Origin of the sequence: Pseudoalteromonas sp. MMG024 (genome assembly GCF_021654175.1) — a bacterium.
Classification (GTDB): domain Bacteria; phylum Pseudomonadota; class Gammaproteobacteria; order Enterobacterales; family Alteromonadaceae; genus Pseudoalteromonas.
In genome coordinates this window covers 112,609-124,165 of sequence record NZ_JAKFZO010000005.1, presented here as the reverse complement: position 1 = coordinate 124,165, position 11,557 = coordinate 112,609, and the positions used below count along the sequence as shown (strand labels likewise).

At 41.0% G+C, this 11,557-nt stretch carries 9 protein-coding genes; 4 read left to right on the top strand and 5 right to left on the bottom strand.

Annotated features, from left to right (window positions below; all coding sequences use genetic code 11):
- Positions 1-8: 8 nt before the first annotated feature.
- Positions 9-1,238 (bottom strand): efflux RND transporter periplasmic adaptor subunit, encoded by a 1,230-nt coding sequence (locus tag L1068_RS06390; RefSeq protein WP_237129552.1) that lies wholly within the window; start codon positions 1,236-1,238, stop codon positions 9-11.
- Between the two features lie 68 nt (positions 1,239-1,306).
- Complete coding sequence (locus tag L1068_RS06385; RefSeq protein ID WP_237129551.1) at positions 1,307-1,651, bottom strand: hypothetical protein; 345 nt, start codon at positions 1,649-1,651, stop codon at positions 1,307-1,309.
- Between the two features lie 262 nt (positions 1,652-1,913).
- On the opposite strand from L1068_RS06385, the gene L1068_RS06380 reads away from it, so the two are divergent.
- Both L1068_RS06380 and L1068_RS06375 read left to right on the top strand, forming a co-directional pair.
- Complete coding sequence (locus tag L1068_RS06380; protein WP_237129550.1) at positions 1,914-2,801, top strand: DMT family transporter; 888 nt, start codon at positions 1,914-1,916, stop codon at positions 2,799-2,801.
- A 320-nt stretch (positions 2,802-3,121) separates the two neighbouring features.
- Entirely contained in the window at positions 3,122-5,281 is a 2,160-nt protein-coding gene (locus L1068_RS06375) for an EAL domain-containing protein (protein WP_237129549.1), read from the top strand.
- Here the strand turns inward: L1068_RS06375 and L1068_RS06370 are convergent.
- Positions 5,278-5,766 (bottom strand): DUF4442 domain-containing protein, encoded by a 489-nt coding sequence (locus L1068_RS06370; RefSeq protein ID WP_237129548.1) that lies wholly within the window; start codon positions 5,764-5,766, stop codon positions 5,278-5,280. The genes L1068_RS06375 and L1068_RS06370 overlap by 4 nt on opposite strands.
- 141 nt (positions 5,767-5,907) lie before the next feature.
- On the opposite strand from L1068_RS06370, the gene L1068_RS06365 reads away from it, so the two are divergent.
- On the top strand, positions 5,908-6,252 hold the full coding sequence (locus tag L1068_RS06365) for a HopJ type III effector protein (RefSeq protein WP_237129547.1): 345 nt from the start codon (positions 5,908-5,910) through the stop codon (positions 6,250-6,252).
- A gap of 52 nt (positions 6,253-6,304) precedes the next feature.
- Here L1068_RS06365 and ssb read toward each other — a convergent pair whose 3' ends face one another.
- The gene (gene ssb, locus L1068_RS06360; RefSeq protein WP_237129546.1) at positions 6,305-6,979 is read right to left on the bottom strand and encodes a single-stranded DNA-binding protein; all 675 of its coding nucleotides are present in this window, start codon (positions 6,977-6,979) and stop codon (positions 6,305-6,307) included.
- 16 nt (positions 6,980-6,995) lie between these two features.
- A complete protein-coding gene (locus L1068_RS06355) occupies positions 6,996-8,384 on the bottom strand; it encodes an MFS transporter (RefSeq protein WP_237129545.1) in 1,389 nt (462 codons plus the stop codon).
- 330 nt (positions 8,385-8,714) lie between these two features.
- Here L1068_RS06355 and uvrA point away from each other — a divergent pair, with 330 nt between their 5' ends.
- A complete protein-coding gene (gene uvrA / locus L1068_RS06350; RefSeq protein ID WP_237129544.1) occupies positions 8,715-11,534 on the top strand; it encodes an excinuclease ABC subunit UvrA in 2,820 nt (939 codons plus the stop codon).
- The last annotated feature ends 23 nt before the right edge of the window (positions 11,535-11,557 follow it).

Below are 11,557 nucleotides of genomic sequence, written 5' to 3'. Positions count from 1 at the left end.
ACCGCCTCCTAGTGTTGATGCGACTGCATTGCTTTAGCTGGTTTGCCATCTTGACTCATTTTCAAAATAGCTGAGCGAATGTTCGATTCGCTATCTATTAAGAATTGGCCAGAAGTTACAACTTTCTCACCTTGCGCTAGCCCTTGCATAATTTCAGCGCGGCCTTGGGTGATCATGCCCACCATCACTTCGCGAGAGACAAAGGTGCCATCGTGTTGCTCTACAACTACTCGATTCTGCTTGCCAGTGCGAATTAGCGCTTCAACCGGAATATTAAGCACATCTTCTTTCGGGCCACCGTAAATACGTACATTTGCCAGCATATCTGGCTTAAATGAACCGCTTTCATTATTTAAAGACAGCCTAACCTTTAATGTACGGGTTTTAGGATCAAGCGCTGGATAGATATATTCAATCTTACCTTCAATGGCATAAACACCAATCGCAGGTAAGTCAAACTCAACCCACTTACCATTTTCTACCCAATCAATTTGATGCTCAAATACATCGGCTAACACCCACACCTGTGAAAGATCCGCCAAGGTCATCAGCTTCACGGCTGGCTGCACATACATACCTTCACGAATGCCCAGCTCAGACACTATCGCATCATGTGGTGCGTAGTAAGGCACGCGAAACAATGACTCTTTAGCTTTCTCAACTTGGTCGATTAGTTTTTCAGACATACCTAATAAACGTAAACGTGTGCGACCACGTTCTTTTAGGCCTTTATTCGTTGGGTTTGTTTTAAGCAGGGATAAATAATCGTCTTGCGCAACGATCAGTTCAGGCGCATAAATTTCATAAAGTAACTCACCTTTTTTTACGCGTGCACCTAAAGTTTTTACTTGTAGGTTTTCAACCCAGCCCGTTGCTCTTGGGTGAATATGGGTTAGGCCATTTTCGTCATACTCAACCTTGCCGAAGGTCTCAATAAAACGCCACAATGTAGTTCGCTCAACGGGTGCTTTAGTTAACGCCATGCTCTGCTGAGTATGCCCTGATACTGAAATCGCCACTTCTTCACTAATTTCAGGTGCTGACAGTTCCACTAAGTCCATACCACAAATAGGGCATTTGCCTGGGTGGTCTTTAACGATATGGCTGTGCATTGGACAGACGAATTTGGTGTTTTTGGCAGGTGGTTGTGTCAATTCATTTACCAGATTAGGCGATGACACGTTTGCAAAACTCAGGCTTGCAAAAAGCGTTAAGCAAATAATTAATAAATTTTTCATAGATTTAGTTCTCAATTCAAATAAATAAGGTGTATTTGACGTTGGCAAATACGGCTTAAAATATTGAATTAAGCTATTGGCGGTATAATGCTAACTTGCAGTGGTGTTGGGTAGTTTGAAAGCCCAATGGTGAGATACGCGAGCTCTTTTGCTATTGGCTCTGAGAAGGCGAATGCCGAAAAGACACAACATGAGGTATGGCATTTTGCACTGCAATCATTACAGGTTTCGCAATCATGCTTGGCCATTTCTTGCTGCATTTGACTGTCATCACAACAACTGTGATTTGAACTTTCCATGCTTTTTTCTACTTGATGCATTTCAGCGCACGACATTTCTTCCCCTTGCATACTGTTTGCCGCAAGTGGATTTAGAAAAATACTGAAAATAAGCATTAAATATAAAATTCGCATAACGCAAAAAGTATACGTGATTGTATAAAACTTAGCTAGACCCTAGGCGATCACCTGTTGTTACTGCAACTTCGTTTTATACAGCAAATAAGCAAGTCCTAGATACTAAAGATCAATATCAAAACAGTACACTCAAAATTAAAATACCGCTTTTAACATATTAATAACCATATAGATCAGCATATTTAACTAACATAGCCATCTAGATGTTATAAAATATACATACACACATTTTCATCTTTGCAATTAAATTAAACGACTAATGGTAAAAAACCAAAAACATGCAATTCTGTACGCGTTATCAGCGGTCTTTTTATGGTCGACGGTAGCTACTGCATTCAAACTCGCGTTGATGCAACTTACACCACTTCAGTTGGTGTTTTATGCCTCTGCATTTAGCTGGTTGTTTTTAGCTATATTTTTGCTTGTGAACGGTGACTACAAACACGTCAAAACGGCGTTTTTAACTAAACCTTTACTGTATTTAAAATTAGGCATACTTAATCCATTTTTGTATTACCTCATTCTGTTTAAAGCCTATGATTTACTACCAGCACAACAAGCGCAGGCACTCAATTACACGTGGGCGATTGCACTAAGTTTGCTTGCAGTACCAATGCTCGGTCAACGCCTACGAAAAGTTGATATTACCGCATTGCTTTTTGCCTATTTAGGTGTGCTGATTATTAGTACAAAAGGGCAATTTACTGAGCTTAATTTTGAAAGCCCGCTGGGTGTTGGGCTTGCTTTATTATCAACACTACTTTGGGCACTGTATTGGATTTTTAGTACCAAAAACACTGATAAACCAGTAATTAGTTTATTTATTTGTTTTTCTATCGGCTTACCATTTATTGCCTTAGTACTGACTTGGCAAAACGCTTGGCAAATTCCTACAGGCAAAGCTTGGCTAGCAGCGGCTTATGTTGGGTTATTTGAAATGGGTATTACATTTGTGCTGTGGTTAATGGCAATGAAAAAAGCTGAAAACACAGCAAGTGTTAGTAACTTAATTTTTATTTCGCCGTTTTTATCACTTATCTTTATCTACACCTTGCTGGGAGAAGCAATTCATTCCACCACGATTATAGGTTTGGGTTTTATAGTGTGTGGTTTGGCAATACAAAAGTTAGTAAAAGCTAAACGCTAGCAGCGTTAAACCACCAAAATTGCGCTACAGTTAGCGTTATCTATATTACTTGATTGATTTAAAACAGGGCTTTCATGCCTATTGTTGATATACTATAAAACCCTAAAAGTTTTAACTTGCTAACAAGGCAATGGAACGTTTTTCATTAATGTATGTACGATTTGTCTGAAATAAAACATTTTTACAGCTCTTTTCTTGGCCGTCTCTTTATCATTATTGTTGCGCTAATTTTTGTTTTAGCAACAACGCTTGTCGCTATGCATTATCAAAATCATTTGGTCAAAGTCGATGAGAAAATAAGGGCACACTCAGAATTCATTATGGATTCTTCAGTTACTCAGCTAGAACAACATTTAGTCGTGTTTACGATGGCTGAAAGATTGCTATCAGAGCTAAAGCAACCATACAGTCAGCAAGCGTTGGCACAAATAAGCCAAGAAACGTTTGCCAACTTTCCCCGCTATTTGAATTTAAGTTACTTCCAACTTACTAATAATCAGCAGCTAACGGCGTTACATACAACCCGAAAAACCTCTGCTAAGCCTGCAAAAAATTTATCTGAGCTTGGCATTAAGCAGGTTATTCAAAGTAATAAATTGCTGTTTAGTATTCCGTATTACGAAGCGAACGATGGCTCACTTCGCATGGCGATTAGCTATTTATCGCAGTTAAGCAATGCTCAACCTCCGCTTTTAATGGTTGCTGAGATAAATTTAAACTCACAATATAACCCATGGCGTTACAATATTTTAGATAAAGGCATGGAGATATTGGTTACACAAAAACCACGCATTAAAGATCAGTATTGGAGCCTTTACCACACAGCACCAAAGTCACTGCATGGTGATCTTGGTAAAGCCTACAACCAACCTATGCCGCCTGCATTTGTTGCCTACGTAAATAAAAGCGCTCAAAAAGCCACTGGCCGACCAGTCGATAAGTACTTACAAAGTGATGGTGTGTCTATTTACACCAACCGCACCCAAGGTATTGCCAATGTAAGAGTGGGCATTTCCTACAATAAGCATTTTAATACTTTTATTGCGGTTAGAGTGCCGTTAAAAACTATCTACAACGAAGTAAGCAATTTTGCCAGTTGGATTGGCGCGTTTGGTTTGCTTACTATTGTTGCCACTTTTTTTATTACGCGACACTTATTCCGACTTGATCTTGGCTACAAAAACAAACTGTATCAACAAGCCAACTTCGACAAACTCACCAAACTGGCGAACCGCTATTTCTTTGATAACACATTAGTTAATGAACAAATTCATAATCAAGGTCGCTACACCCTTTTGTGCATCGATCTAGACAACTTTAAACATATTAATGATCGATTTGGTCGCCACACTGGCGACAAAACCTTGCAACTGATTGCCGAACGCATATCGCAATCTTGCCCATCAAACGCTTTGCCTGTGCGCACTGGTGGTGATGAGTTTTTTGTTATTTTACAAACAGTTGATCGCACTATAAGTAGCTCGTTAGCACGCAATATTTTAAACGCTATTGAGCAAACAATGATGCTCGATAATTTACAGCTTTCAATAACCGCAAGTATCGGCATTTACCATGCTGATGAACATATTGATCCACAAACTGCTGAAATTTATGCTGAAATAGCCATGTTCGAAGCTAAAAAACTAAAAAATCGTTACTGTTTTTTTGATAAAGGCTTGGCGGAGCAATTACATCAACGCGTAGATATTGAAACTGAACTAAAACATGCAATTGAAAATAAAGAGCTTTATTTAACCTATCAGCCGCAAATTTGCTCTGCTCACGGCTCAGTTAAAGGTGTTGAAGTTCTGTTGCGCTGGCACAATAGAAAGCTCGGCTTAATTGCACCAGATAAATTTATTCCAATCGCAGAAGAAACAGGGCTGATTGCCGATATCGGGGAGTTTGTTATTCAACAAGCGCTTTACGATTATGCGCAAAATTTGAAATACACTGAAATCAGTTTATCAATAAATGTATCGGCGTATCAGCTAATGTACACACCGCTATTTGATATTCTTAAGCATCATGTCGAGCATTACCAAATCTCGCCAAATCGCGTGATTTTAGAAGTAACTGAATCTATTTTTATTGAAGATAAAGGCGCGGTGCAGGGCTTGTTTGAAAAACTAATGAGCTATGGTTTTTTAATTTCACTCGATGATTTTGGTACGGGTTATTCATCACTTTCTCAAATGCGAGACTATCCAATTCACGAGTTAAAAATCGATCGCAGCTTTATCACCCATATCCATGAAAAAGATCAAGATGCGGCACTATTGCATCAGATTGTTTCTATTGCCAAATGCCACGATATTGTCACCGTAGCAGAAGGCATTGAAGTTACAGCTCAACATGAAATAGTGCGCACCTTAGGCATAGATATAGAACAAGGCTATTTGTATGCCAAACCGTTAGAAATCGATGCGCTAAAAGCGTATTTAGCTGCTAACACGCTAACCCAACAGGCCTGCTGTTAACGACGCTTTTTCGGCACCCAAGCCCAACGCATTTCGCAATGTATTGGGCTATCACTACTTTCATCAGACAGTACTACAGGCACAATTAAGTCTCCTTTCTCATCACTGTGGATTGCTGTGATCACTTGAGTTGATAGCTGCGCAGTTGCCGTTATATCACCTTGCATGCGCTTATTGTATTCTAGCGTCATTGATTTCAGTAACGGTAAGTGGCTATCAGGCACATTCATACCAAACACTATACCCGACGCTGATTCAGCAGCTAATGCTGCACCAACCGCATGAATACCACCAATATGGTTTTGTACTCGCTTTTTGTTTGCAAGTTTAACCACTACTTTGTCATTACTAATCGATAAAACTCGTAGTTTTGCAGTGCCCGCAAATTTAACCTGACTGGTAAATAACTTAGTCAGTAAAAATTCATGGGTCGACTTTGGCAGTTTATAGATTTTATTAACAAGCTTGCTTAATTTATTTGCCATATTATTTTTCAACTTAACTGGTTTGACCACCTAGATTACCGCAAGCAAACTCAAACAGCAAAATATCAAATAGCTAAATACTATTTCAACGATAATTCAATAAGTTGCATAGCGTGCTTTTAACTTTTTGACGTAAGCATTATGACCCTAGAAACACTACTTGAACAACTAAAGACTTCTCCTGAAAGTGTTACTTTTCAACAGGTAATGGCTGTGATTGAGGAAACGTACAACTATACAGCGCAGCACTTTACCAATGGCGAGCTGATAAATAACGCTGGTGAAAATACGGGTAGCTGCAAAATTTTCAGCTTTGCAAAGCTTAACAACTTAAATGAAGAGCAAACGCTAAATTGCTTTGGCGATTACTACCGAGTTGATGTGTTACAACACCCAAATGGTGACGATCACCAAAATATTCGCAACTTTATAAAAACAGGTTGGGCGGGTGTGAACTTCACTAAAAGTGCGCTTGAAGTAAAATAACGGTATAAAAAAACCAGCAAAATGCTGGTTTTTTATTAACTAATCTTAGTGATTAGAAAGGAATATCATCATCAAAATCAATTGGGGGTTCCATTGGGTTTGATGCGCCGCCTTGTGGTGCATTTTGCTTAGGAGCAAAGCCGCCTGACTGCTGCTGTGACGCAAAACCACCAGATTGTTGCTGACCACCTTGCTGTGCTGCAAAACCGCCAGACTGTTGTGCTGTCGCTGATTGCTGCTGTGCCGGTTGCTGGTTAAAGCCACTTTGTTGCTGTTGACCACCTTGGTTAAAACCTTGTGATTGTTGTGGTGCAAAACCTGATTGCTGTTGATTCTGCTGTTGGAAACCACCACCAGAATTGCTACCCGCGTTATCACCGCGGCCACCTAGCATTTGCATTTGACCGGTAAAGCCATCAACCACAATTTCAGTTGTATACTTTTCTTGGCCTTGCTGATCTTGCCACTTACGCGTTTGTAATTTACCTTCAACGTAAATTTGTGAGCCTTTACGGCAATATTCACCAACAACTTCAGCTAACTTGCCAAAAAACACCACACGGTGCCATTCGGTTTTATCGACTAACTGACCCGTGTTTTTATCTTTATAACTGTCAGACGTTGCAAGTGTGATATTGGCAACTGCGTTACCGTTTGGCATATATCTCACTTCTGGATCCTGGCCTAAATTACCAACTAGGATCACTTTGTTAATACCACGAGCCATGGTCTGTCTCCTTTAATTAAACTATACCTGCAACCGCTTTCGCTTGTTGCAAATCGAATTCTGATTCTTTTACTTTTAAGTATGTACGATTTTCTTCAAGTACTACTGTTGTTTCTAATACACCCGGTAAATCAGCAAGGTCATTTGCTAACTTTTCGGCTGCTTTTTCAGGGGCAAAATCCTCTTTCTCCCCTTGTAATTCAGTGAGTAAGCTTATCAGCTTACTTTTTGGTGGTACTTCCATCCCCCACGCTATAGCAAACCATATTACCCCAACCAAGGTTGCTGCGGCAAATACTGTCTGAGCATCGCTCACTTGCGCAAAATACCCGCCAATAATACCGCCTAAAAAGGCGCCTAAAAACTGGGTAGAACTAAATGCGCCCATTGCAGATCCCTTTTGGCCTGCAGGAGAAATGCGCGCAACCAATGCCGGCATTGTGGCTTCTAAAAAGTTAAACGCTATAAAATAAATAAGCATGCACACGCCAATAATAAGTGCGCTTGAACCAAACAAACTTAAGCTCATTAAACTTGCAACAATCAGTGCGATTGACACTAAAAAGGCCATTTTTTCTTTTTGCTTTTTAATCGCAATAATCATCATTGGCACCATAAATACAAACGCCAATAATAAAACCGGAATATAAAGCTTCCAATGCATTTCTGCGGCTAAACCATCTTTAATAAGTTCAGCCGGCAGCGCAACAAACACCGCCGTTAAAGTTAAGTGAAGTAACATCACACCTAAATTTAAACGCATTAATTGTGGGTGTTTCACTAGGTTTTTAATATCGTTCAAAGAGGCAGATGTATCACCTTTGGGTGCACGGTTTACCGCGGTTGGCACCACAGTTAATACTATAAAAATACCCAACACAGCCAAACATGCCGTCAGCCAAAATATGCCACTCACGCCAAACGATGCCGCAATCATTGGGCCTAGCAACATGGCAGCAGCAAAGCTAAGGCCAATACACATACCAATAACAGCCATTACTTTAGGACGCTGCTCATCACGGCTTAAATCGGCCGCTAGCGCCAATACAGCAGCGGCAATTGCGCCCATTCCCTGTAATGCACGCCCTAGGGTTACGGTGTAAATTGATTCGGCCATAGCCGCTATTATCGAGCCAATCGCAAACATAATTAAGCCGGCTACAATCACCCGTTTACGGCCAAATTTATCTGATAACCAGCCCATAGGAATTTGTAAAAGCGCTTGTGTTAAGCCATATGCGCCTATCGCAATACCAATCCATAAAGGCGAAAACCCTTCTAATTCAGTACCGTAGATTGCAAGCACAGGCATAAGCATAAATAAGCCAAGCATGCGAAATGCAAATACGCATGCAAGCGACACCGCTGTGCGTTTTTCAAGAGCATTTAATGAAGAAGCTGACATTAACGAATTAGCAAATAATGATTAGAAAATTAAGGCGGCAAGTTTACCATAAACCTTATTGGTTATTCTAACCCGTATTTGGTTAAAAGTGTTTATCGCTGCAGCTACTCAACTAATTCCGCTACTAAAGGTGATCCAAGCAGGTAATTTCTGCTTAAATAAACTATTACCCATTAAAATTTGCGCCTACCAAGCTCTATTAAATACGCAATTTAGCCTTATAACATGATGAGCCATTTGGGGCATCGGTATAAGTTAGGGCTGTATATTTATACAATATAATGCAATACTAGGCGCAATATTGCTGTTCGCTAATGCTATAGGATAACAATGGAACATATCGAGGTTCGCGGCGCCCGCACGCACAACTTAAAAAATATCAACTTAACCATTCCACGCGATAAACTGATTGTTATCACAGGTTTATCTGGTTCAGGAAAGTCATCGCTGGCATTTGATACATTATATGCCGAAGGTCAGCGCCGTTATGTTGAGTCACTTTCTGCGTATGCGCGTCAATTTTTATCCTTAATGGAAAAACCAGATGTAGACCATATTGAAGGTTTATCGCCAGCTATTTCGATAGAACAGAAATCAACATCTCATAACCCACGTTCTACCGTAGGCACTATCACCGAAATTTATGATTACTTAAGGTTGCTTTTCGCCCGTGTCGGTGAACCACGATGCCCAACTCATGATTTACCGCTTACCGCACAAACCATTAGTCAAATGGTCGATCAGGTACTTGAGCTGCCAGAAGGCACAAAAGTAATGTTGCTTGCCCCTGTAGTGAAAGAGCGTAAGGGTGAACATATTAAGTTACTTGAGAACTTAGCAGCACAAGGTTTTATTCGCGCGCGAATTGATGGCGAAGTATGCGATCTATCAGATCCGCCAACGCTAGAACTCCATAAAAAACACACTATTGAAGTGGTTGTAGACCGTATCAAGGTAAAAGATGGCCTACAACTTCGTTTAGCTGAATCGTTCGAACAAGCATTAGAGCTTTCAAATGGCGTGGCACAAATCGCCTACATGGATGAGCCAGAAAAAGACGAAATTGTTTTCTCAGCGAACTTTGCCTGTCCGAGTTGTGGTTATGCCATGACTGAACTTGAACCGCGTTTATTCTCGTTTAATAACCCTGCGGGTGCCTGCCAAAGCTGTGATGGTTTAGGGGTACGTCAATATTTTGATCCAAGCCGTGTGGTACAAAACCCAGAGCTTAGCCTTGCTGGCGGTGCTATTCGCGGTTGGGATAAACGCAGTTTTTATTATTTCCAAATGCTGCAAGCCGTTGCAAATCATTACGACTTTGACGTTGAAACACCATTTGAACAACTGCCAGCCGATGCGCAAAAAGTGGTACTGAACGGTTCGGGCCGTACTAAAATTGAATTTCAATATCGTAACGACCGCGGCGATGTCGTGGTGCGAAATCACGTATTTGAAGGTGTGCTTAACAACATGGCGCGCCGCTACAAAGAAACTGAATCTAATTCAGTACGTGAAGAGCTGGCCAAATACCAAACGAATCAAGACTGCCCTAGCTGTCATGGTTCACGTTTACGAGAAGAAGCACGTAATGTGTTTATTGGCACTACTAATTTACCTCACGTAACACGCATGAGTATCGGTGAAGCACAGCATTTTTTCAGCGAGCTAAGCTTTAGCGGACAAAAAGCAAAAATCGCCGAGAAAATCTTAAAAGAGATTAGTGATCGCTTATCGTTTTTGGTAAATGTTGGCCTTAATTACTTATCACTTGAGCGCAGCGCCGATACGTTATCGGGTGGTGAAGCGCAGCGTATTCGCCTTGCCAGTCAAATTGGTGCTGGCCTTGTTGGTGTTATGTACGTTTTAGATGAACCCTCAATTGGTTTGCACCAAAGAGATAATGACAGATTACTCGCCACATTAACGCACTTACGTGATTTAGGTAACACAGTAATTGTGGTTGAGCACGATGAAGATGCAATACGTGCTGCGGATCATATTATTGATATTGGCCCAGGCGCTGGGGTGCACGGTGGGCAAGTTATTGCCGAAGGTACCCGTGACGACATTGTAAACTGTAAGGACTCAATTACTGGACAGTATTTAGCGGGCACTAAAGCAATTGAAATACCTGCGACTCGCCACCAGCCGCAAGATAAATGGCTGGAGTTAAAAGGCGCAACAGGTAATAACTTAAAAAGTGTCGACCTCTCAATTCCATTTGGTTTAATGACCTGTATTACGGGCGTTTCTGGCTCTGGTAAATCGACCTTAATCAACGACACCCTATTCAAAGTGGCTCATACTGAACTCAATGGCGCTACAACTGCCGAAGCTGCACCCTATAAATCCATTACCGGTATGGATTTATTCGACAAAGTCATCGATATTGACCAAAGCCCTATCGGACGTACTCCACGTTCGAACCCTGCTACCTATACAGGTATTTTCACTGCTATTCGTGAGTTATTTTCAGGCACGCAAGAAGCCCGTTCACGTGGTTACAAGCCTGGACGTTTTAGCTTTAACGTAAAAGGCGGTCGCTGTGAGGCGTGTCAGGGTGACGGTGTAATTAAAGTAGAAATGCACTTTTTACCTGATGTATATGTACCTTGTGATGTGTGCCACGGCAAACGTTACAACCGTGAAACCTTAGAAGTACTATACAAAGGCAAAAATATTCATCAAGTCCTTGATATGACTGTGGAAGATGCGCGCGAATTTTTTGACAAAATTCCAGCTATTGCACGCAAATTACAAACCTTGATGGATGTTGGCTTAAGTTATATTCGTCTAGGCCAAGCGGCAACAACGCTTTCTGGCGGTGAGGCGCAACGTGTTAAATTGGCCCGCGAACTATCTAAACGCGATACAGGTAAAACGTTATACATTCTGGATGAACCGACAACAGGTTTGCACTTTGCTGATATTCAGCAATTACTAGTTGTGTTGCATCGCTTACGAGATCACGGCAATACCATTGTGGTTATCGAGCACAATCTCGATGTGATTAAAACTGCCGACTGGATTGTTGATTTAGGCCCTGAAGGTGGTTCTGGCGGTGGTGAGATTTTAGTTTCCGGTACGCCTGAAGAAGTTGCACAACATCCTGTATCTCATACTGGTCGTTACCTTAAAGGAATGTTATAAATAACTAAAAAGCATTCGTGACA

Coding starts and splice junctions, on each gene's coding strand:
- L1068_RS06365 (WP_237129547.1), top strand. CDS start 5,908: ATGACCCTAGAAACACTACTTGAACAACTAAAGACTTCTCCTGAAAGT.
- L1068_RS06375 (WP_237129549.1), top strand. CDS start 3,122: ATGGATTCTTCAGTTACTCAGCTAGAACAACATTTAGTCGTGTTTACG.
- L1068_RS06380 (WP_237129550.1), top strand. CDS start 1,914: ATGGTAAAAAACCAAAAACATGCAATTCTGTACGCGTTATCAGCGGTC.
- L1068_RS06355 (WP_237129545.1), bottom strand. CDS start 8,384: ATGTCAGCTTCTTCATTAAATGCTCTTGAAAAACGCACAGCGGTGTCG.
- L1068_RS06370 (WP_237129548.1), bottom strand. CDS start 5,766: ATGGCAAATAAATTAAGCAAGCTTGTTAATAAAATCTATAAACTGCCA.
- L1068_RS06385 (WP_237129551.1), bottom strand. CDS start 1,651: ATGCGAATTTTATATTTAATGCTTATTTTCAGTATTTTTCTAAATCCA.
- ssb (WP_237129546.1), bottom strand. CDS start 6,979: ATGGCTCGTGGTATTAACAAAGTGATCCTAGTTGGTAATTTAGGCCAG.
- uvrA (WP_237129544.1), top strand. CDS start 8,715: ATGGAACATATCGAGGTTCGCGGCGCCCGCACGCACAACTTAAAAAAT.
- L1068_RS06390 (WP_237129552.1), bottom strand. CDS start 1,238: ATGAAAAATTTATTAATTATTTGCTTAACGCTTTTTGCAAGCCTGAGT.